This is a genomic window from Variovorax sp. GW821-FHT06D12, from assembly GCF_059419205.1.
In genome coordinates this window covers 424334-443899 of sequence record NZ_JBWKRI010000006.1, presented here as the reverse complement: position 1 = coordinate 443899, position 19566 = coordinate 424334, and the positions used below count along the sequence as shown (strand labels likewise).

The 19566-nt window shown below is 70.8% G+C and carries 20 protein-coding genes; 8 read left to right on the top strand and 12 right to left on the bottom strand.

Going from position 1 to position 19566, the window contains the following annotated elements:
* Nucleotides 1–136: 136 nt before the first annotated feature.
* Both AC07SQ_RS21040 and AC07SQ_RS21035 read right to left on the bottom strand, forming a co-directional pair.
* Nucleotides 137–2092, bottom strand: coding sequence for an MFS transporter (locus AC07SQ_RS21040; RefSeq protein WP_495272727.1), 1956 nt, complete (start codon nucleotides 2090–2092; stop codon nucleotides 137–139).
* Nucleotides 2093–2155: 63 nt separating this feature from the next.
* A complete protein-coding gene (locus AC07SQ_RS21035) occupies nucleotides 2156–3013 on the bottom strand; it encodes a hypothetical protein (RefSeq protein ID WP_495272726.1) in 858 nt (285 codons plus the stop codon).
* 138 nt (nucleotides 3014–3151) lie between these two features.
* Here AC07SQ_RS21035 and AC07SQ_RS21030 point away from each other — a divergent pair, with 138 nt between their 5' ends.
* Entirely contained in the window at nucleotides 3152–3886 is a 735-nt protein-coding gene (locus AC07SQ_RS21030; RefSeq protein WP_070063207.1) for a helix-turn-helix domain-containing protein, read from the top strand.
* Nucleotides 3887–3893: 7 nt separating this feature from the next.
* On the opposite strand, the gene pyrF is transcribed toward AC07SQ_RS21030, so the two are convergent.
* Genes pyrF through AC07SQ_RS21000 form a run of 6 tightly spaced genes read right to left on the bottom strand, consistent with a single transcriptional unit; the run spans nucleotide 3894 to nucleotide 8673 of the window.
* Nucleotides 3894–4718 (bottom strand): orotidine-5'-phosphate decarboxylase, encoded by an 825-nt coding sequence (pyrF, locus tag AC07SQ_RS21025; RefSeq protein ID WP_062477481.1) that lies wholly within the window; start codon nucleotides 4716–4718, stop codon nucleotides 3894–3896.
* A gap of 33 nt (nucleotides 4719–4751) precedes the next feature.
* Nucleotides 4752–5585: a uracil-DNA glycosylase family protein gene (locus AC07SQ_RS21020; RefSeq protein WP_495272725.1), complete on the bottom strand. Its 834-nt coding sequence runs from the start codon at nucleotides 5583–5585 to the stop codon at nucleotides 4752–4754.
* Nucleotides 5582–6124 (bottom strand): ribosomal protein S18-alanine N-acetyltransferase, encoded by a 543-nt coding sequence (gene rimI, locus AC07SQ_RS21015; protein WP_062483095.1) that lies wholly within the window; start codon nucleotides 6122–6124, stop codon nucleotides 5582–5584. The genes AC07SQ_RS21020 and rimI overlap by 4 nt, the downstream gene beginning before the upstream one ends.
* A complete protein-coding gene (tsaB, locus tag AC07SQ_RS21010; protein WP_495272724.1) occupies nucleotides 6121–6834 on the bottom strand; it encodes a tRNA (adenosine(37)-N6)-threonylcarbamoyltransferase complex dimerization subunit type 1 TsaB in 714 nt (237 codons plus the stop codon). The genes rimI and tsaB overlap by 4 nt, the downstream gene beginning before the upstream one ends.
* Nucleotides 6827–7858: a DMT family transporter gene (locus tag AC07SQ_RS21005; protein ID WP_495272723.1), complete on the bottom strand. Its 1032-nt coding sequence runs from the start codon at nucleotides 7856–7858 to the stop codon at nucleotides 6827–6829. Before AC07SQ_RS21005 ends, tsaB begins: the two co-directional genes overlap by 8 nt.
* 47 nt (nucleotides 7859–7905) lie before the next feature.
* Entirely contained in the window at nucleotides 7906–8673 is a 768-nt protein-coding gene (locus tag AC07SQ_RS21000) for a DeoR/GlpR family DNA-binding transcription regulator (RefSeq protein ID WP_070063211.1), read from the bottom strand.
* A 78-nt stretch (nucleotides 8674–8751) separates the two neighbouring features.
* On the opposite strand from AC07SQ_RS21000, the gene AC07SQ_RS20995 reads away from it, so the two are divergent.
* The 3 genes from AC07SQ_RS20995 to AC07SQ_RS20985 all read left to right on the top strand — a co-directional run bounded on the left by AC07SQ_RS20995 (nucleotide 8752) and on the right by AC07SQ_RS20985 (nucleotide 12506).
* Nucleotides 8752–9339 (top strand): NUDIX hydrolase, encoded by a 588-nt coding sequence (locus AC07SQ_RS20995; protein WP_139700716.1) that lies wholly within the window; start codon nucleotides 8752–8754, stop codon nucleotides 9337–9339.
* 7 nt (nucleotides 9340–9346) lie between these two features.
* The gene (gene dacB / locus AC07SQ_RS20990) at nucleotides 9347–10771 is read left to right on the top strand and encodes a D-alanyl-D-alanine carboxypeptidase/D-alanyl-D-alanine endopeptidase (RefSeq protein WP_495272722.1); all 1425 of its coding nucleotides are present in this window, start codon (nucleotides 9347–9349) and stop codon (nucleotides 10769–10771) included.
* Between the two features lie 133 nt (nucleotides 10772–10904).
* On the top strand, nucleotides 10905–12506 hold the full coding sequence (locus tag AC07SQ_RS20985) for an alpha/beta hydrolase family protein (RefSeq protein ID WP_495272742.1): 1602 nt from the start codon (nucleotides 10905–10907) through the stop codon (nucleotides 12504–12506).
* A gap of 32 nt (nucleotides 12507–12538) precedes the next feature.
* Here AC07SQ_RS20985 and AC07SQ_RS20980 read toward each other — a convergent pair whose 3' ends face one another.
* From AC07SQ_RS20980 to purE, 3 genes are read right to left on the bottom strand one after another with little or no spacing between them, the layout of a single operon-like run.
* Complete coding sequence (locus AC07SQ_RS20980; RefSeq protein ID WP_495272721.1) at nucleotides 12539–13540, bottom strand: L-threonylcarbamoyladenylate synthase; 1002 nt, start codon at nucleotides 13538–13540, stop codon at nucleotides 12539–12541.
* Complete coding sequence (locus AC07SQ_RS20975) at nucleotides 13537–14730, bottom strand: 5-(carboxyamino)imidazole ribonucleotide synthase (RefSeq protein ID WP_062481925.1); 1194 nt, start codon at nucleotides 14728–14730, stop codon at nucleotides 13537–13539. The genes AC07SQ_RS20980 and AC07SQ_RS20975 overlap by 4 nt, the downstream gene beginning before the upstream one ends.
* Nucleotides 14727–15272 carry a 5-(carboxyamino)imidazole ribonucleotide mutase gene (gene purE, locus AC07SQ_RS20970; RefSeq protein WP_095950504.1) on the bottom strand — a complete coding sequence of 182 codons (546 nt, stop codon included), beginning with the start codon at nucleotides 15270–15272 and terminating at the stop codon, nucleotides 14727–14729. The genes AC07SQ_RS20975 and purE overlap by 4 nt, the downstream gene beginning before the upstream one ends.
* Before the next feature lie 36 nt (nucleotides 15273–15308).
* Here purE and AC07SQ_RS20965 point away from each other — a divergent pair, with 36 nt between their 5' ends.
* The 4 genes from AC07SQ_RS20965 to AC07SQ_RS20950 all read left to right on the top strand — a co-directional run bounded on the left by AC07SQ_RS20965 (nucleotide 15309) and on the right by AC07SQ_RS20950 (nucleotide 18558).
* A complete protein-coding gene (locus AC07SQ_RS20965) occupies nucleotides 15309–16229 on the top strand; it encodes a tetratricopeptide repeat protein (protein ID WP_495272720.1) in 921 nt (306 codons plus the stop codon).
* Nucleotides 16230–16361: 132 nt separating this feature from the next.
* Nucleotides 16362–16670 (top strand): helix-turn-helix domain-containing protein, encoded by a 309-nt coding sequence (locus AC07SQ_RS20960; RefSeq protein WP_495272719.1) that lies wholly within the window; start codon nucleotides 16362–16364, stop codon nucleotides 16668–16670.
* Between the two features lie 49 nt (nucleotides 16671–16719).
* A complete protein-coding gene (locus AC07SQ_RS20955; protein WP_369632831.1) occupies nucleotides 16720–18009 on the top strand; it encodes a type II toxin-antitoxin system HipA family toxin in 1290 nt (429 codons plus the stop codon).
* 102 nt (nucleotides 18010–18111) lie between these two features.
* Nucleotides 18112–18558, top strand: a complete 447-nt coding sequence (locus AC07SQ_RS20950) for an META domain-containing protein (protein ID WP_070063217.1) — start codon at nucleotides 18112–18114, stop codon at nucleotides 18556–18558.
* A 15-nt stretch (nucleotides 18559–18573) separates the two neighbouring features.
* On the opposite strand, the gene AC07SQ_RS20945 is transcribed toward AC07SQ_RS20950, so the two are convergent.
* Nucleotides 18574–19482, bottom strand: a complete 909-nt coding sequence (locus tag AC07SQ_RS20945) for a phosphoribosylaminoimidazolesuccinocarboxamide synthase (protein ID WP_062478299.1) — start codon at nucleotides 19480–19482, stop codon at nucleotides 18574–18576.
* Nucleotides 19483–19566: the final 84 nt, after the last annotated feature.

Below are 19566 nucleotides of genomic sequence, written 5' to 3'. Positions count from 1 at the left end.
GTTGCATGAAGGCCTCGCGGCGCAGTGAAGGTGAGCGAATGATGGTTCGCCTTCACGCCGCGGGGCTCGAATACTTCAACCAGTTGCGATCCTGGCGTCCCGCAGTATCCCGAAGAGATACTTTTGGGCGCACGCCTCAGGAGGCCAGCAGGCCGGCCACGCGCTGGCGCAGCGTCTCGGGCTGCACTTCCTGCGGCGCCACGGGGTGGCCCACGCGCAAGCCCACGCGGCTGAAGAGGCCGCGGCGGAAGGGCTTGGCCATGGCGACCTGCTGGCCGCCGCGCAGCTCGATGCGGCTGAAGTACGAGCCCCAGAGGTTGGTCAGCGCCATCGGGACCACGGGCGGCTCGATGCCTTCGGCGCGCGCGCCCTCGAGGATCTTCATCACGCCGCCCTTGAAGGGCTGCAGCTCGCCGTCGCGCGTGATCGCGCCTTCGGGGAAGATCGCGAGCAGGTCGCCCTCGCGCAGCACGCCGATGGCCTTGGCAAAGGCCGCCTCGTACGCGGCCGGGTCTTCCTTCTGCGGCGCGATCGGGATGGCCTTGGCCAGCTTGAACAGCCAGCCGAGCACCGGCACCTTGAAGATGCGGTGGTCCATGATGAAGCGGATCGGGCGCGGGCTTGCGGCCATCAGCAGCACCGCGTCGATGAAGCTCACGTGGTTGCACACCAGCACGGCGGCGCCCTCGGTGGGAATGTGCTGGTCGTCCTTGATGTCGAAGCGGTACACGAAGCGCGACAGCACCCAGGCCACGAAGCGCAGCAGGTACTCGGGCACCAGCATGAAGATGTAGAACGCCACCACCGCGTTGGCGATGCCGGTGAACAGGAAGATCTGCGGAATGGTGAAGCCCGCGCCCAGCAGCGCGCCCGCCAGCACCGAACTGCCGATCATGAAGAGCGCGTTGAGGATGTTGTTCGCCGCGATGATCCGCGCGCGGTGCGTGGGCTGGCTGCGCAGCTGGATCAGGGCGTACATCGGCACGCTGTACAGGCCCGCGAAGAGCGACAGCAGCCCCAGGTCGGCCATCACGCGCCAGTGCGCCGGCTGCTGCATGAAGGCGCCCAGGCCCATGCCCGTCACCGGGGGCAGCGCGCGCGAGGCAAAGTACAGATCGATGGCGAACACGCTCATGCCGATGGCGCCCAGCGGCACGAGGCCGATCTCGACCTGCCGGCGGCTCAGCGTCTCGCACAGCAGCGAGCCCACGCCAATGCCCACCGAGAACACCACCAAGAGCAGCGACGCCACCTGCTCGTCGCCGTGCAACACCTCCTTCGCGAAGCTGGGGAACTGGCTCAGGAACACTGCGCCGAAGAACCACATCCACGAGATGCCCAGCAGCGAGCGGAACACCACGATGTTCTCGCGCGCCAGCATCAGGTTGCGCCAGGTTTCGCTGAAGGGGTTCCAGTTGATGACCAGACTCGGGTCGGTGGCCGGCGCGGGCGGAATGGCCTGCGCCACGCCGCGCCCCACCAGCGCCAGCAGCAGGCAGGCCACGGCCACCGTGGTGTGGCCGACCTGCGGCATCGCCACCAGCAGCCCGCCCGCCACCTGGCCCAGCAGGATGGCGACGAAGGTGCCCATCTCGACCATGCCGTTGCCGCCCGTGAGCTCGCGCGAATCGAGCACCTGCGGCAGGTAGGCGAACTTGACGGGCCCGAACAGCGTGGAGTGCAGCCCCATGAGGAACACGCAGCCCAGCAGCACCACCGCGTCGGCGCGCACGAAACCCCAGGCAGCGATCAGCATGATCGCGATCTCGAGGTTCTTGACGAAGCGGATCATCTTCGTCTTGTCGAACTTGTCGGTCAGCTGGCCGGCCGTGGCCGAGAACAGCAAGAAGGGCAGGATGAACAGCGCACCGATCACCAGCCCCGCCATCGCCGGCGGCATCCAGCTCAGTTGCAGCTGGTAGGTCACCATCACGGTGAAGGCGAACTTGAAGAGGTTGTCGTTCGCGGCCCCCGCGAACTGGGTCCAGAAGAAGGGCGCGAAGCGCCGCTGGCCGAGCAGGGCGAACTGGTTCGCGTGGGCGTTGGGCTCATGCACCACGGGCGCGGGCGCGGCGGCGGCGGGGGTTGTCATGCGATGCAATCTCCTCTTTGTCTTCTACCGCTGCGCCACCGGCGTTCCAGTGGCCAAGCCGCGTCATGCCGCGATCGCGGCTGGGTCGGGATTGTGCCGCAGCAGGGTGGCGCGCCAGCCCTTTTCGAGGCGGTACAGCGCCATCAGCACGGGCAGGCCGGCCAGCGACGCCACCAGGTGCTTGAGCGTGTGACCCGACACGAGGTGGCCGGTGGCTTCGTAGATGGCGTGGTCGCCCAGTTCGAAGGCCTTGGCCACCACATAGAACGCGATCACCCAGCCCAGCTTGAGCCCGACGGCGCCGCGCATCGGCGTGGCCAGCGCCAGCGTGAGCACCAGCCCCATGCCGCCGAACTGCACCAGTGCCCAGGGCAGCACGTTGCCGGTTTCCTGGCAGACCTCGGCGGCCAGCAGGCCGGCCGTGAGCACGAACCAGGCGGCCGGCCAGCCGGCGCGCTGGCTGACGCGTTCGCAGACCGCGATGCCAATCAGGCCCGCGAAGGCCACGGCCATGCCGGCGCGGTCGGCGGCGAGGCGGGGCGCGTCGGGCATCAGGTGATAGAAGGCCGAACCGGCGGCGGTGGCGATCAGGCCGGCGAAGAACAGCCAGGCGCAGTCCAGCGTGTTGTCGGGCGGGTCGTTGGCGGGCGGCGCCAGCGGGAACCCGGCCAGCGCTTCCTGGTGCGAACGGTCGATGCGGTTGAGCCGGTACAGCCCCAGGCAGCCGATCGCCAGGAACGGCAGGTTGCTCAGCACGTCCATCGCGTTGGGCAGGTGGAACAGCGGCCGGTTGTCGGCGAACACGGAGGCGATCGCCACGTCGGCGGCCGGCAGCGCCGGGCCGAAGAAGGCGATCAGCAAGAGCAGCGCGAAGGTGAACAACAGTCCGCGTTCGCGGCGTGTCAGGGTGGGCAGAAGCATGGCGTTCCTCGGTGGGGTGGTGGCTGGCGGGTGGAATCTAGTTGCCAGCCCTCCCCCAGGCATCGAGAATCGATACGAGGCACTATTTCACTCCCTTCGGTATCCTTTTTCTATACCTTCAACCCGTACCCTCCCTTCATGAGCACCACCGTCGACCTGGTCCAGGCCCTCAAGAACGAACTCAAAAGCGCCCGCATGACGTATGCCGACCTGGCCCGGTCGCTGGACATGGCGGAGTCCAGCGTCAAGCGCATGCTGGCCAAGAGCGACATGCCGCTGTCGCGCGTCGATGCGATCTGCCGCGCCCTGAAGATCGATTTCGCCGAGCTGGCGCGGCGCGTGGCCGACGCCCAGCCGCTGCTGAAGGAGCTGACCCACGAGCAGGAAAAGGCCGTGGTCAAGGACAAGAAGCTGCTGCTGGTGGCGATCAGCGTGCTGAGCCAGTGGACGCTGGAGCAGATCGTGGCGTCGTACCGGATCACCGAGGCCGAGTGCATCGGCTGCCTGGCGCAGCTGGACCGCATCGGCATCATCGAGCTGCGCCCGCTCAACCGGTACCGCCTGAAGCTCGCCAAGACCTTCCGCTGGCGCCCGCACGGCCCGGTGATGGAGTTCTTCCGCGAGAACGTGGTGCTCGACTACTACAAGGGCGGCTTCGACGGCCCAGCCGAGGGCCTGCTGCTGGTGCACGGCTCGATCAGCCGGTCGCTGGCGCCCGCCTTCATGGAGCGGCTGCAGCGCGTGGCGCAAGACTTTGCGCAGCAGCACCAGACCGACCAGAAGCTGTCGGCCAAGGACCGCGAGGGCTACACCCTGCTCCTTGGCATGCGCAACTGGGAATTCGAGCTCTTCACCCGCCTGCGCAGAAACTGAAGGCCCGTCAGGGCTTCGCTGCTTCCAATGCGTCGCGCGTGGTGCGCGCGGCGTTCTTCGCCGCATCGGCGAAGTCTTCGCCCGACGAGGCGTAGATGATCGCCCGCGACGAGTTCACGATGATGGGTGCGTCGGCGCGCCAGCCGGCGCGCACGGTGGCGACCGCGTCGCCGCCCTGGGCACCGACGCCCGGGATCAGCAGCGGCACCGTCGGTGCGAGTTCACGCACGCGCTCGATCTCGGCCGGGTAGGTCGCGCCCACCACGAGGCCGAGCTGGCCGTTGAGGTTCCACGGGCCCTGCGCCAGGCGGGCGACGTGCTCGTACAGGAAGGGCTGGCCCTCGACGCTGGCCAGACGCTGGCCCTGCAGGTCGGAACCGCCAGGGTTGCTGGTGCGGCACAGCAGGAAGGCGCCCTTGCCTTCGTACTGGAGGTAGGGCGCGACCGAGTCGAAGCCCATGAAGGGCGACAGGGTCACGGCGTCGGCGCCGTAGCGCTCGAAGGCTTCGAGCGCGTACTGCTCGGCGGTGGAGCCGATGTCGCCGCGCTTGGCGTCCAGAATGGTGGGCACATGGGGCGCGTTGCGGCGCATGTGCTCCATCAGGCGTTCGAGCTGGTCTTCGGCGCGGTGGGCCGCGAAGTAGGCGATCTGGGGCTTGAAGGCGATGACCAGGTCGGCCGTCGCGTCGACGATGCGCGCGCAGAAGTCATAGATGCGGCTGGCGTCGCCCTTGTACGCCCCCGGGAATTTGGCTGGCTCCGGGTCGAGGCCCACGCAGAGCAACGAACCGTTGGTTTGCTGTGCAGCGGCCAGCTTGTCGAGGAAAGTCATGGGGCCCGATTTTACGGACCCCGCCCGCCGCTCTCAGGCCGTAGGGGTGGCCTGCTCTGCCGCCAGGCACAGGTCGGCCCAGGCGCGGGCCTTGTCGGCCGGGTTGCGCAGCAGGTAGGCGGGGTGGTACGTCGCCACGACGGGCACGCCGTTCGCCGACGCCAGCGGGACCGCACGACCGCGCAGCTTGCCCAGCGGATCGCGGCTTTGCATCAGGCTCTGCGCGGCCAGCGGGCCCATCGCCAGCACGACGCTGGGCGCCAGCGCCGCCGCGTGGGCGTCGAAGGCGGCATCGATCGGCTGCGGACTGCCGGGCTGGCCGGCGGCCACGCCGCGGTGCGTGCGCATCAGGTGCACGGGCGTGCGGCCGTCGTGCAGTTTCAGCGCGCGCAGCATGTTGTCGAGCAGGCGGCCGGCATCGCCCGCGAAGGGTTCGCCGTGGCGGCCGTCGGCCTCGGGCGGCATGTCGGCCACGACCAGCCAGCCGCCCTGCACCGGCGCCGTGGCGTCGGCCTTGTCGGCGTACAGGCGGCAGGGCGCTTCGACCAGCACGGCGGCGCCTTGCGCCACGGGCGGCGCTGCGACGGGACGCGGCGCCGGAGCGGCCACGGGGCGGGCGACGGGTGCGGGTGCCGGGCGCGGCGGGGGCGGCGCGTCGTAAGACTGGTCGCGATCGTCGAGCTCCAGCGGCGGGCCTTCGGGCATGTCGGGCATGCCGGAATCAGCGGCCACGGGAGCCTCCGGCTCGGCTTCGACTTCGATCTCGGGTTCCGGCGGCACGGGCCACCAGACCTTCACGCCCATCTCGTCGAGCATGGCGCGCTGGCGCGCGTCCAGGCGCAGGGTGTGGACTGCGGTGTCCGTCATCGCAAAGCTCCCCAGGCGGAGCCTGTTTCGTTGAGGCGCATGCTCATGACGACCGCGTCTTCACGCTTGCCGTCGAACGCCGGGTAGTAGCCCTTGCGCACGCCGACGCTGCGAAAGCCTTGCCGCAGGTAGATGTCGAGCGCGCGCCGGTTGCTTTCGCGCACCTCGAGCCACAGCCACAGCGCGCCCTCGCCGCGCGACCAGCCGGCCAGCGCTTCGAGCATGAGCGGCGCCCAGCCCTGGCGCTGGAAGGCCGGCGCCACGGTGATGTTGAGCAGGTGCACCTCGTCCACGCCCTTCATGGCGACGAAGTAGCCGATCAGCGTTTCGCCCAGGCTGGTGCAGGGGGACTCGACACCCGGCGCCACGCCGGGCGCCAGCAGGCACTGGCAGTGGTAGCCCACGGCCATCGAATCGGTGAAGTTGGCGCGCGTCCAGGGGTGCGTGTAGGCCGTCTGCTCGACCGCGCACACGGCATCGATCCGCTCGACGGTGAGCGGTTCAAGACGGGCTTCGACGGACTGGAGGACAGCGCTCATGCGGGGTTCGGCGGAACGGCAGCGGCCGCCGCCTTGATGGCGGCGCGTTCCTCGGTGGTTTGCGCCACTTTATCGCGAACATAGAGCGGCCAGGCCTGCGCGGCGGGCACGGTGCGCCCGGCCGCGAGCAGCGCGGGTGCCAGCCGCAGCATGGCGGCGGCCGTGGGCAGCACCTCGTGGCGGGCCGTGGCGGCCGCCAGGCGCGGGCCGTAGGCGGTGAAGGCATTGCCGGCGAGCGCCCAGCCGGCCGGCACCTCGAGCGCCTCGGGGGCGAGCAGCAGCGGCTCGGGGTCGCCGCCGAACGGGCCGGCGGAGGCGAAGTCGTAGTGCGCGGCGTAGAGCTGGTCCATGCGCGCGTCGAGCACGGCCACCACGCGCTGCGCGCCGAAGGCATGGCGCGCCTCGTCGGCCACGGCCAGCAGGGTGTCGACCGGCAGCAGCGGCACCTTGGCGCCGAAGGCCAGGCCCTGCGCCACCGAGCAGGCGGTGCGCAGGCCGGTGAAGGAGCCCGGGCCGCGCCCGAAGACGATGGCATCGAGCTCGGCGAGCGCGAGCCCCGCGTCGGCGAGCAGCTCGCGGATCAACGGCAGCAGCGTGCTCGACGCCTGCGCGCCGCCCACGCCGCTGTGCGCCAGCACGCGGTCGCCGTGGCGCACCGCGACCGACAGGTGCTCGGTGCTCGTGTCGAAGGCCAGGAGCTTGTCAGACATTCGGACGCCCCATTCCCACCGGGCACGGCGTCGGGCAGACCGGCGCCGGCGCGGCGGCGCGCACGGCCGCGGCCTTGCGCACGCCGAACAGGATGCCGGCCGTCACCAGCGCGAGCCCGGCAACCAGGCTCCAGTGCATCGGCTCGCCCAGCCACAGCACCGCGCCGAAGGCCGACAGGCCCGGCACCAGCGCCGTGATCATGGTGGTGCGCACGGGACCGAAGTGCTGGATCATCTTGGTGAAAGTGATGCCGGAGATCACCACCGAGCCGACGCCCTGGAAGGCCATCTGGAACGCGACCTCGCCCCACGGCGCGCTGCCGATGTGGCTCACGACCGTGCCCGAAGCCACCAGCAAGGTGTAGACCGGCACATAGGTCATGAGCGCGAACACGGTGATGGCGATGGTGGCGCGCACGGCGTCCAGCCCATGACGGCGCGCCACCACGCTGTAGCAGGCCCAGCAGAAGGCGGCGCCCATGAACATCAGGTCGCCCTTCCAGACCTCGCCGCCCTCGAAGGCGTGCAGCAGGCTGCGCCCGCCGACCACGAGGTCGCCCGCAACGATCATCGCCAGGCCGATGGCGCGCGTGGGCGTGATGCGGTCGCGCAGCACCAGCGCGGCCAGCAGCGTGGTCCACAGCGGCAGGCTGCCGGGCATCAGCACGGCCGCATGGCCGGCCGGTGCGAAGAAGAAGCCGCTGTAGGCGATGAGCGCGTAGGCCACGCCGCCGAAGATGCCGGCGGTGGCGGTCACGCGCAGCGACAGCGGCGACAGGCCGAAGAACGAGGACACCGCGCCGCGGTGCTTCGTCGCCAGCCACGCGCCCCAGGGCACCAGCACGAGGCTGGCGCCGCAGACGCGCGCAAAGGCCAGGTCGAAGGGCGTGAGCGAGCGCGCGGCCGAGGCGCGCGCGATGAGGATGAAGGCGGTCCAGACCACGACGGTGACCACGGCCGCGCCGATGCCGAGCATGCGGGGAGACAGGAGGGGCGGGGAGGTCTGCGGGGGCGCGGCGGGCATCCCGCCATTATCGAGGGCAGGCCCCGGCCGCGCAGGGGCGGGGCGAATCAGCCGGCCTCGTCGGCGCGCAGGATCGCCAGCCCGGCCGCGCGCAGCGGCGCCAGCGCCTGCTCGGGGGCCTGCGGCGCCACCAGCAGCTGCGTCGCGTCCGCCAGCGGGCTGACCACCCACGCCGACGCGGCCCCGAGCTTTTCGGACGAGGCCAGCACGACGGTCTCGGCCGCAGCGGCCATCAGCGCGCGCTTGATCTCGGCCTCTTCCGCGTCGCCCGTGGTCAGGCCCGCCTCGGCGTGCACGCCGGTGGCGCCCATGAAGTACGTGTCGGCATGGATGCGTGAAATGGCCGCCATGGCCGCCGCGCCGACCGCCACCATCGAATGCCGGAAGAGGCGCCCGCCGATCAGCACCACCTCGATGCCGGCGTGCGCCGCCAGCTCGACCGCCACCGACGGGCTGTGCGTGACCACCGTGGCCTGCAGCGCGAGCGGCAGGTGGCGCGCCAGCTGCACGGCCGTGGTGCCGCCGTCGATGAACACCACCTGCCCCGGCTTCACGAGGCGCGCGGCGGCGCGGCCGATGGCCACTTTTTCGTCGGGCGCGAGCTGCTGGCGCCCGCTGAAGTCGGCCTCGGCCGCCGCGACCGGCAGCGCGCCGCCGTGCACGCGCTGCAGCAGCCCTTCGGCCGCGAGCTCGCGCAGGTCGCGGCGGATGGTGTCTTCGGACAGGGCCAGCTCTTCGCTGAGCGCCTTGGCGACGACCTGGCCGTCGCGTCGCAGGACCGAGAGGATGTGTTGCTTGCGCGGTCGGGTGAGCATGGGCCGATGGTAACGGGTTTGCACGTTATTGCACGAATCTTCTTGATATTGCACGAACTCGGTTCTATGCTCGCCGCCATGACCATTCACGACCGCGTCCGGGTGCACGAAGTCACCCTCCTGTCCGACAACTGGTACACGCTGCGCACCACCGCCTTCGACTGGCGGCGCAACGACGGCGAGTGGCAGCGCATGCACCGCGAGACCTACGACCGCGGCAACGGCGCCACGCTGCTGCCCTACCACCTGGGCCAGCGCACCGTGCTGCTCACGCGGCAGTTCCGCTACCCGGCTTTCGTCAACGGCCACGACGACCTGCTGATCGAGGCGGCCGCGGGCCTGCTGGACAACGCCGCGCCCGAGGAACGCATCCGCGCCGAGGTGGAAGAAGAGCTGGGCTACCGGCTCGGCACCGTGCAGAAGGTGTTCGAGAGCTTCATGAGCCCGGGCTCGGTGACCGAGAAGCTGCACTTCTTCGTCGCGCCCTACGAGGCCTCGATGCGCGTCGGCGCGGGCGGCGGGCTGGCGGAGGAGGGCGAGGACATCGAGGTGCTCGAACTGGGCATCGACGAGGCGCTGGCCATGGTGGCCGATGGCCGCATCGCCGACGCCAAGACGATCATGCTGCTGTACCACGCGAAGCTGCATGTTTTCGCGCCGGGATAATCGGCGGATGCCTTTTGCCCCCCGCCGTGCGCAGACCTTCGCGCTGACCCTCGCCCTGCTGGCCCCGGCCGGCGCCCTCGCCCAGCAAGCGCTTCCGCCCTCCGTCGATGCCGCCCTCGCGCGCGCCAAGGTCTCGCGCGAGGCCGTGACCCTGCTGGTGGCCGATGCCGACGCGGGCCGCGCGCCGCGCCTGGCCTGGCGTTCGCAGGTGCCGGTGAACCCGGCCTCGATCATGAAGCTGGTGACCACCTACGCGGCGCTCGACCTGCTCGGCCCGGCCTACAGCTGGAACACGCCGGTCTACGTCGAGGGCTCGGTGGCCAACGGCGTGCTCAACGGCAACCTCTACATCAAGGGCCAGGGCGATCCCAAGCTGGTGCTGGAGCGCGTGTGGCTGCTGCTGCGCCACGTGCAGGGCCTGGGCATCACCACCGTGAGCGGCGACATCGTGATCGACCGCAGCGCCTTCGAGACCACGGTCGAGAACGACCCGGCCGCCTTCGACGGCGAGCCGCTGCGCCCCTACAACGCCTCGCCCGATGCGCTGCTGGTGAACTTCAAGTCGGTCAACATGACCTTCGCGCCCGACCGCGCCGGCCAGTTCGCGCGCGTGAGCTACGAGCCCCCGCTGGCCAGCGTGGCGATGCCGCCCACGGTGCCGCTGGCGCCCGGCGAATGCGGCGACTGGCGCGGCGCGCTCAAGCCTGACTTCAGCGACGTGAACCGCATCCGCTTCAACGGCGGCTTTCCCACGGGCTGCGGCGAGAAGAGCTGGGCCGTGGCCTACGCCGACCCGCGCACCTACAGCCTGCGCGCCATCGGCGGCATGTGGGCCGAGATGGGCGGGCGCGTGGGCGGCCAGATGCGCGAGGGCCGCGTGCCCGCGGGCCTGAAGCCGGCCTTCGACTTCGAGTCGCCGCCGCTGGCCGAGGTGGTGCGCGACATCAACAAGTACAGCAACAACGTGATGGCGCAGCAGGTGTTCCTCACGCTGGGCCTCACGCAGAAGCAGCGCGGCACCTTCGAGGCTTCGCGCAGCGCGCTGGGCCAGTGGTGGCGCGAGCGCATCGGCACCGGCGAGGCGTCGCCGGTGTTCGAGAACGGCTCGGGCCTGTCGCGCGACGAGCGCATCAGCGCCGCCGCGCTCGGCAAGATGCTGCAGGTGGCGTGGCGCTCGCCCGTGATGCCCGAACTGGTGGCCTCGCTGCCCGCGATGGGCGTGGACGGCACGCTGAAGCGGCGCACGCTGCGCTCGGGCGGCGCGGCGCACCTGAAGACCGGCACGCTGCGCGACGCCTCGGGCGTGGCCGGCTACGTGCACGGCGCGAGCGGCCGGCGCTACGTGCTGGTGGCCATTGCCAACGGCGAGAACGCCGGCGCCGCGCGCGCCGCCTTCGACGCACTGATCGACTGGACCGCGCAGGACCAGTGACTCGGACGGGGCCCGAGCCGCCCCGCTACTGAATAGGTTCTGCTCGCAAACGCTGCTTGCGCGCGGCCATGGCGCTGCCCAGAATCGGACGCTCGTTCGTTTTCGATACCTATCCAGGAGACGCGTCTTGACCTTGCAGCACCCACGGCATTCACAGCCCTCGTCCTTCCCGGCCCGCCGGGTCACCGCCGCGGCGACGCTCGCCGGCGCCACGTTGCTGCTCGCCGCCTGTGGCGGGGGCGGCGGTGGGGGCGGCGTCGGCATCGGCTTTCCGCCGCCGGGCGGCGGCAGCGACACCGGGCGCGGCTCGGTCGTCACCAGCCCGCCCGAGCAGGGCACCAAGCTCACAGCCGACCAGTTCAGGGCCAGCCTGCAGGCCTCCGACCAGGGCAAGGCGCTGCTGCAGGTCACCGGCGCGCCCAAGTGCGGCGTCGACATGCGCTACCTCGAGTACCGCACCGTCGGCGGCAAGAACGAAGCCACCAACGCCACCGCCGCGATCATGGTGCCCTCGGGTTCCGACGTCGCCTGCAGCGGCGCGCGCCCCGTGGTGCTGTACGCGCACGGCACCACGCCGGCGCGCAACTACAACCTCGCCAAGTGGACCGACACCACCCAGCCGGCCGCCGGCGAAGGGCTGATGGTGGCCGCCATGTTCGCGGCGCAGGGCTACATCGTGGTGGCGCCCAACTACGCGGGCTACGACAAGTCGACGCTGCCCTACCACCCCTACCTCAACGGCGAGCAGCAGGGCAAGGACATGGTCGATGCGCTCACCGCGGCGCGCAAGACCTTCTCGGACATCGGCGCGAACGACGCCGGCTCGCTGTTCATCACCGGCTATTCGCAGGGCGGCTACGTGGCGATGGCCGCGCACCGCGAGATGCAGGCCACCGGCAAGACCGTGACGGCCTCGGCCCCGCTGGCCGCGCCCTCGGCCATCAGCCTCCTGACCGACTACACCTACCTGGGCTGGCCGGCGCTGGGCGCCACGCTGTTCGTGCCGCTGCTGTCGACCAGCTGGCAGCAGCAGTTCGGCAACGTCTACAACAGCACCAGCGACGTCTACGAGGCGCAGTACGCCACCGGCATCGACACCCTGCTGCCCACCCTCACGCCGGGCACGCTGTTCTCCAGCGGCAAGCTGCCGCAGCTGGCGCTGTTCCCGGCCGACGGCAAGCCGGGCCCGGTGAGCCCCGAGCTGGCGATCTTCTACGGCGCCAACAACCTCATCAAGCAGAGCTTCCTCACGCAGGCGGCCACCGACATCCAGTCGGCCCCCTGCCCCGGCAACGCGCTGCCGGCCACGGCCGCGTCGCTCGGCTCGGCCTCGCCGCTGGACTGCAAGCCCGCCACGGGCTTCCGCAAGGCGGCCATCGCCAACGACCTGCGCAACTGGGTGCCGACCAAGCCGATGCTGCTGTGCAGCGGCGCGAACGACCCGACCGTGAACTTCCTGAGCACGCGCGCCACGGCCGGCTACTTCCGCGCCAAGGGCATGCCGGCCGCCGCGCTCGCGGTGGTCGACCTGGAAGACCGCGGCACCACCGACAGCTATTCGGCGGCACGCGCAGGCTTTGCACAGGCCAAGGACCTGCTGGCACAGAGCACGCCGGGCAGCGCCACCGACAAGGCGCGCGCCGTGACGGCCGCGTACCACGGCACGCTGGCGCCGCCCTTCTGCCTGGCGGCAGCGCGCGGGTTCTTCCAGGGGGTGCTGGCGGCCGGGGGCTGAGCCCCGCGGCCAAGCAGCCGATCAGGCGTTGATCAGGCCGCTGCAGCGCGCTGCAAGCGGTCTTTCACACCTTCCCACTCGGGCGTGTCGGGCGGCGTCTCGACCCAGATCAGCTTCACGCCCTGCGCGTCGAATTCGCGCAGCACCGCGAACAGCTGCTGCGCGGTGGCTGCCGCGTCGTCGGGCATGCGCCGCAGCAGCACGCGCTGCGAGCGGCTGCGCACGTTGCTGCGCGTCCACACGGCGATGTGCGCGGCGTTGGCACCGAGCACATCGAGGCCGGTCTGGATGGCCTTGGGGTCCATCAGCCGCACCTTGGCGTCGGGCGCGTAGTGCGCCTCCAGCGTGCCCGAGGCGCGCGGGTCGGGCGTGTCGAGCACCTCGCGGTCGCGCAGCGGCTCGCCGACGGCGGCCTCGATCTGGTCGCGCGTGATGAGGCCCGGGCGCAGCAGCACGGGCGCGCCGCGGCTGCAGTCGACGATGGTCGATTCGATGCCCACTTCGCAGGCGCCGCCGTCGATCACCAGCAGCGCATCGCCGAACTCGTCGTGCACGTGCTGCGCCGTGGTCGGGCTGACGCGGCCGAAGCGGTTGGCGCTGGGCCCCGCCAGGCCGGGCACGCCCTGCTCGGCGCAGGCTTCGAGCAGCGCCTGCGCCATCGGGTGCGCGGGGCAGCGCAGGCCGATGGTGTCCTGCCCGCCGGCCGCCGCCGTGCCCACGCCGGGCTGGCGCGTGACGATCAGCGTGAGCGGGCCGGGCCAGAAGGCCTGCACGAGCTTCTGCGCGAAAGGCGGCAGCGGCTGGGCGAAGCGCGACAGCGCCTGCGCGCCCTTGGCGCCCGCCGCCACGTGGACGATCAGCGGATGGTCGGCCGGCCGGCCCTTGGCCGCGAAGATGCCGGCGACGGCGGTGTCGCTGCTGGCGTCGGCGCCCAGGCCGTAGACGGTCTCGGTCGGGAAGGCGACCAGCCCGCCGGCGCGCAGCACGCGCGCGGCCTCGGCGATGGCGTCGGGAGCGTGGCCGTCGAGGATCATGCGAGCGCCGGCAGGCCCAGCAGCAGCGCGGCCTGCGAGGCATTGGCGCGCACGCTCTCGAGCGTGGCGCCGGTGAGGGTCAGGTGGCCCATCTTGCGGCCGCGGCGCGGTGCCAGCTTGCCGTACAGGTGCAGGTGGGTGCCGGGCAGGGCGAGCACCTCGCTCCAGCGCGGCGCGACCGGCTTGGCGCCGTCGCCCTCGCCGCCCGGGAACCACAGGTCGCCCAGCAGGTTGAGCATGACGGCGGGGCTGTGCTGGCGCGGCGCGGTCAGCGGCAGGCCGGCGAGGGTGCGCACCTGCAGCTCGAACTGCGACACGTCGCAGGCTTCCATCGTGTAGTGGCCGCTGTTGTGCGGACGCGGCGCCATTTCGTTGACCACCAGCGAGCCGTCGGCCAGCGCGAAGAACTCGACGCACAGCACGCCCACGTAGTCCAGGCCGCTGGCGATGCTCTTGGCGGAATTGACCGCGCCCTGCGCCACGGTCTTGGGCATGTTCTGCGGGTGCACCTCGGTCACGGCGAGGATGCCGTCACGGTGCAGGTTGCGCTGCGGCGGGAAATGCACGATCTGGCCGTCGCGGCCACGCGCCAGGATCACCGAGCACTCGAACTCGAGCGGCAGCATCTTCTCGAGCACGCAGGGCACGCAGCCAGCGGCTTGCCAGGCCTCGACCAGCTCGGCGCGCGTCTTCACGCGCTGCTGGCCCTTGCCGTCGTAGCCCAGGCGGGCGGTCTTGAGGATGCCGGGCAGCAGCTGGTCATCAACGGCGGCCAGTTGCTCCGCCGTCTCGATGACGGCGTAGGGCGCGCAAGGCACGCCGCAGCGCGTGAAGTGCGCCTTCTCGGCGATGCGGTCCTGCGCGATGGCGATCGCCGAGGCGGCGGGCGACACCGGCCGTGCTACCGCCAGGTGCTCCAGCGAGGGCGCGGGCACGTTCTCGAACTCGGTCGTCACCGCGTCGGCCAGGCCGGCCAGGCGGGCCAGGCCGTCGACGTCGGCGTAGTCGGTGTGGATGTGGTGGTGGCTCACGCGGCCGGCGGGGCTGTCGGCGTCGGGGTCGAGCACCGCGGTGAAGTAGCCCATGCGCTGGGCCGCGTGCGCGAACATGCGCCCGAGCTGGCCGCCGCCGAGCACGCCGAGCGTGGCGCCCGGGAGGATGGGCAGGTCGCCCGAATGGCCGGTGCTCACAGCGCACCCCCGCCTTGCGGCGAGAAGGGCGACACCGCCGCGCCCGCTTCGGGCGGCGGCAGCACCATGGCCTCGGCAGCGGCGGTCTGGGCCGTGCGGAAGGCGTCGAGCTTGGCGCGCAGCGCCGGGTTGTTCACCGCCAGCATGGCCACCGCGAACAGCGCCGCGTTGGCCGCGCCGGCGGTGCCGATGGCAAAGGTGGCCACGGGCACGCCCTTGGGCATCTGCACGATGCTGTAGAGGGAATCGACGCCCTGCAGGTGGCGGCTGGCCACCGGCACGCCGAGCACCGGCACCGTGGTTTTGGAGGCCAGCATGCCCGGCAGGTGGGCCGCGCCGCCCGCCCCGGCGATGATCGCCGTGAGCCCGCGCCCGGCGGCGCTTTCGGCGTACGCGAACAGCGCATCGGGCATCCGGTGGGCCGAGACCACCTTCGCTTCGTGGCTGATTCCGAATTGCTGGAGAATCTCGACCGCGTGGCGCATCGTCTCCCAATCGGAGTTCGAGCCCATCACTACACCGACCTGAATGGTTTCGTTCATGGTTTCAATTTTACGTTTCACCCCCAGCTGTTCCCGATGATCGACATCACTCTCGAAAATTTCCAGGCCGAGCTGATCGAAGGCTCGGTCGCCACGCCGGTGCTGCTGGACATCTGGGCCGAATGGTGTGGCCCCTGCAAACAGCTCGGCCCGGTGCTCGAAAAGCTCGAAACCGAGTACGCCGGCCGCTTCACGCTGGCCAAGCTGGACGCCGACAAGGTGCCGCAGATTTCCTCGCAGCTGTCCGAAATGTTCGGCGTGCGCAGCATCCCGTTCTGCGTGATGTTCAAGGACGGCCAGCCGGTGGACGGCTTCGTGGGCGCCATTCCGGCCGAGAAGATCCGCGAGTTCCTCGACAAGCACGTGCCGGGCGCGGATGAGGCCGAGGCGGCTTCGGAAGGCGCCGCCGCGCAGGACGCGCTGGCCGAGGGCGACACCCTGGGCGCGCTCGAGAAGCTGCAGCACGCGGTGGCCACCGACCCGGCCAACGACGACGCGCGCTTCGACTACATCAAGCTGCTGCTGCAGGAAGGCCGCATCGACGACGCCAAGGTCGCCTTTGCCCCGGTGATCGCCAAGACCACGCTGGTGCGCCGCTTCGATTCGCTGCAGCGCTGGATGGACGCCATCGATTTCGCCGCACCCGTCACCGGCTCGGCGCCGACGCTGGGCGACTTCGACGACAAGATCGCGGCCAACAAGCGTGACTTCGACGCCCGCTTCAACCGCGCCCGCCTGCTGATGGCCGCGCAGCGCTGGACCGACGCGATGGACGAGCTGCTCGACATCCTCATGCGCGACAAGACCTGGAGCGAAGACCTCGCGCGCAAGACCTACATCGCGATCCTCGACGTGATCGAGCCGCCGAAGGTGAAGGTCGCCGACGGGCAGATTCCGCCGGACGATCCGGTGGTGGCCACTTACCGTCGCCGCCTGAGCAGCGTGGTGTTGAGCTGAACGGCTGAACGACGCATTGCGCCTTTCAGTGCGCAATTGAACAAGAAAGCGACCTGTGGGTCGCTTTTTTATTGCCGCCACCGCCCCATATAGATAACATTGCTACTCAATTTCCGATAAAAGCGCATTGCAATGCTCCAACTGACCGAAGAACTCGAAAAAGCCCGCAAGGCCGGCGGCCTGAGCCAGGAAGCGCTGGCCACGCGCGCCGGGCTGTCGCGCATGACGGTGCAGCGCATCGAAAGCGGGCAGATCGATCCGCGCCTGTCGACGCTGCTCGAAATGGCGCGCGTGCTGGGGCTCGAGCTGATGCCCGTGCCCGCCAGCCTGCGCCCGCAGCTCGAAGACTTCGTGCGCTCGGGCGGGCGCCTGCTCGGCCAGCCGGCGGGCGTGGGCGCACCGCCGTCCATCGCGCAGAGCCTGGCCGACGAGGACCGGTGAGGCGGTGAGCACGCGCGCCGCCTTCAACACGGGCATCCGCTACCTGCGGATGCACCTGCACCTGCCCGGAGGCGGGCGGCGCGCCATCGGGTACCTCTCGCAGTACGGCGACATCCTGCGCGTGTCCTTCGACGAGGCCTACATCGCCGACCCGGGCCGCCCCACGCTGTCCCTCGCGTACCGCGGTGCCGACGAGGCCGCCACGCGCGCCATCCTCGCTTCGGCGCGCGACACCCGCGTGTCGCGCAGCGACGGCCGCTGGCCCAGCTATTTCCAGAACCTGCTGCCCGAGGGCCACAACCGCGAGCGCCTGGCGCAGCAGCGTGGCTGCGCGGCCGACGACGAGTTCGAGCTGCTGGCCGCCGCCGGCCACGACCTGATGGGCGCGCTCGAGGTCGAACCGGTGCCCACGTCCGAGGGCATTCCCGACACCGTGCGCCACTGGCACACGGCGCTGGGGCTCGACGTGCTCGAACCCGGCTTCGTCGAGATGCCGGTGGAAGACGCCGCCGCCATCCCCGGCGTGGTGACCAAGTTCTCGGCGGTGCAGGACGGGCGCCGCTACGTGGTCAAGCGCCACGGCGCGGCGGGCTCGTTCATCCTCAAGCTGCCGAGCACGCGCCACCCCGACCTGGTCGCCAACGAATACACCGGCTACCGCCTGTGCGGCGCGCTCGGCCTCGACTGCGCGCAGGCCCACGTGATCGACCGCGCCGACGCCGACTTGCCCGAGCAGGTGCCCTTCGCGCAGATCCTGGCGGTGCGCCGCTTCGACCGCACGCCCGAGGGCGGGCGCATCCACATGGAAGAGTTCGCGCAGGTGCTCCAGTACGAGCCGCGCCAGAAGTACGGCCGCGGCCTGGCCACCGACTGGCCCGCCATGCTGCGCGTGCTCGACCGCCTGTCGCCGAACCCGGTGGCCGACGTGCGCGAATGCGTGCGCCGCCTCGTGGCCTTCATCCTGCTGGGCAACAGCGACGCGCACCTGAAGAACTGGGCGCTGCGCTACCCCGACGGCGTGGCGCCGGTGCTCGCGCCGCTGTACGACCCGGTCTGCGTGGCCGCCTTCTTCGAGGACGTGCCGGCGCGCGATTACGGCGTCAACCGCGCCATCGATGCCACGCTGCGCGCCTTCGACGGGCCGGCGCTGGAGGCGCTGCTGCGCGCGGCCGGGCTGCTGCGACCGGCGCGCTTGATGGCCATCGCGCGCGACACGGTGCGCCAGGCCCAGGCCGAGTGGCCCGCGCTGCTGGCGCAGGACGGCACGCCGGCCAGCGTGCGCCGCTGCGTCGAGGCGCGCCTCGCGGGTGGCGTGGCCCTGGCGGCCCTCGGGGCCTGAAGAAGCCCGGATGCGCCATCGGGCCTGTCTTCGCACCGGCCACGGCGTCGCATACGATGGCGCCGGTTTTAACTTGTTGCAGATTGAAAAGGAAAATTGGCCATGCGTTCCTTCGCCCGCCGTACCGCGCTCCCCGCCATTGCCTCGGCCGCGCTGCTGCTGACCGCCCTGACCGGTTGCGGCAGCGGCATCAGCCTCGACGAGCCGATCGAAGGGCCGGTGTGGCGCCTGGTGCAGCTGGGCGACGAGCCCATCGCGCCGGGCGGCGATGCGCAGCTGCAGTTCGATCGCAACAGCGGACGGGTCAGTGGTTCAGGCGGCTGCAACCGCGTCACGGGATCGTTCACGCGCGCGGGCGTGTCGCTCAAGCTCGGCCAGATGGCCGCGACGCGCATGGCCTGCGCGGACCCGGTGCGCGGCGCCAACGAGGCGCAGTTCCTGTCGGCGCTGCAGAACACGGCCAGCTACCGGCTGGCGCCGGGGCGGCTCGCGCTGCTCGATGGCAGCGGCCGCACGGTCGCGCTGCTGAGCAGCGGCACGACGCGTTAAAGACGAAAAATCAGATCAGCCGTGGGTGAGGCGGTCCAGCGCCTCGCGGTACTTGGCGGCCGTCTTCTCGATGACTTCGGCCGGCAGGCGCGGCGCCGGGGGCGTCTTGTCCCAGGGCTTGCCGTTGATCTTGGTGGCCTCGAGCCAGTCGCGCACGAACTGCTTGTCGTAGCTCGGCGGGTTGGTGCCGGCGGCCAGCGCGGCCTCGTAGCCCTCGACCGGCCAGTAGCGCGAGCTGTCGGGCGTGAGCACCTCGTCCATCAGCACCAGCGTGTCGTTCTCGTCCAGGCCGAACTCGAACTTGGTGTCGGCAATGATCATCCCCTTGGCGAGCGCGATCTGGGCCGCCGCCTCGTAGATGGCGATGCTGACCTCGCGGATCTGCTGCGCCAGCTTGGGGCCGACGACCTCGACCACGCGCTCGTAGCTGATGTTCTCGTCGTGCTCGCCGGCCGCGGCCTTGGCGGCGGGCGTGAAGATCGGGCGCGGCAGCTTGCTCGCGTTGGTCAGGCCCTCGGGCAGCGGCACGCCGCAGACCGCGCGGTTGTCCTGGTATTCCTTCCAGCCGCTGCCAGCCAGGTAGCCGCGCACCACGGCCTCGACCGGGATCGGACGCAGGCGCTTGACCAGCATCGAGCGGCCCGTGACCTGCGCCACCTCGTCGGGTTGCACCACGCTCTCGGGCGCCTCGCCCGTCAGGTGGTTGGGGCACAGCGCGCCCAGGCGGTCGAACCACCACAGCGCCATCTTGGTGAGGATCTCGCCCTTGCCCGGGATGGGCTCGCCCATGATCACGTCGAAGGCGCTGAGCCGGTCGCTCGCGACCATCAGGATGCGGTCTTCGCCGACGGCGTAGTTGTCGCGCACCTTGCCGCGCGCAAGCAGGGGCAGGCTCTGGATGGAAGAGGTGTGAACGGTGGTCATGGACGGATGCTCGGCTGGGAAACGGTGACGGGAAAAGCGGATTGTGCGCGCAGAAAAAAGCCACCGCGAGCGGTGGCCTGCGGC

Excerpts from the sequence above, each read along its gene's own strand:
- AC07SQ_RS21040 (WP_495272727.1), bottom strand. The coding sequence starts at position 2,092 with ATGACAACCCCCGCCGCCGCCGCGCCCGCGCCCGTGGTGCATGAGCCC.
- AC07SQ_RS21035 (WP_495272726.1), bottom strand. The coding sequence starts at position 3,013 with ATGCTTCTGCCCACCCTGACACGCCGCGAACGCGGACTGTTGTTCACC.
- AC07SQ_RS21030 (WP_070063207.1), top strand. The coding sequence starts at position 3,152 with ATGAGCACCACCGTCGACCTGGTCCAGGCCCTCAAGAACGAACTCAAA.
- pyrF (WP_062477481.1), bottom strand. The coding sequence starts at position 4,718 with ATGACTTTCCTCGACAAGCTGGCCGCTGCACAGCAAACCAACGGTTCG.
- AC07SQ_RS21020 (WP_495272725.1), bottom strand. The coding sequence starts at position 5,585 with ATGACGGACACCGCAGTCCACACCCTGCGCCTGGACGCGCGCCAGCGC.
- rimI (WP_062483095.1), bottom strand. The coding sequence starts at position 6,124 with ATGAGCGCTGTCCTCCAGTCCGTCGAAGCCCGTCTTGAACCGCTCACC.
- tsaB (WP_495272724.1), bottom strand. The coding sequence starts at position 6,834 with ATGTCTGACAAGCTCCTGGCCTTCGACACGAGCACCGAGCACCTGTCG.
- AC07SQ_RS21005 (WP_495272723.1), bottom strand. The coding sequence starts at position 7,858 with ATGCCCGCCGCGCCCCCGCAGACCTCCCCGCCCCTCCTGTCTCCCCGC.
- AC07SQ_RS21000 (WP_070063211.1), bottom strand. The coding sequence starts at position 8,673 with ATGCTCACCCGACCGCGCAAGCAACACATCCTCTCGGTCCTGCGACGC.
- AC07SQ_RS20995 (WP_139700716.1), top strand. The coding sequence starts at position 8,752 with ATGACCATTCACGACCGCGTCCGGGTGCACGAAGTCACCCTCCTGTCC.
- dacB (WP_495272722.1), top strand. The coding sequence starts at position 9,347 with ATGCCTTTTGCCCCCCGCCGTGCGCAGACCTTCGCGCTGACCCTCGCC.
- AC07SQ_RS20980 (WP_495272721.1), bottom strand. The coding sequence starts at position 13,540 with ATGATCCTCGACGGCCACGCTCCCGACGCCATCGCCGAGGCCGCGCGC.
- purE (WP_095950504.1), bottom strand. The coding sequence starts at position 15,272 with ATGAACGAAACCATTCAGGTCGGTGTAGTGATGGGCTCGAACTCCGAT.
- AC07SQ_RS20965 (WP_495272720.1), top strand. The coding sequence starts at position 15,309 with ATGATCGACATCACTCTCGAAAATTTCCAGGCCGAGCTGATCGAAGGC.
- AC07SQ_RS20960 (WP_495272719.1), top strand. The coding sequence starts at position 16,362 with ATGCTCCAACTGACCGAAGAACTCGAAAAAGCCCGCAAGGCCGGCGGC.
- AC07SQ_RS20955 (WP_369632831.1), top strand. The coding sequence starts at position 16,720 with ATGCACCTGCACCTGCCCGGAGGCGGGCGGCGCGCCATCGGGTACCTC.
- AC07SQ_RS20950 (WP_070063217.1), top strand. The coding sequence starts at position 18,112 with ATGCGTTCCTTCGCCCGCCGTACCGCGCTCCCCGCCATTGCCTCGGCC.
- AC07SQ_RS20945 (WP_062478299.1), bottom strand. The coding sequence starts at position 19,482 with ATGACCACCGTTCACACCTCTTCCATCCAGAGCCTGCCCCTGCTTGCG.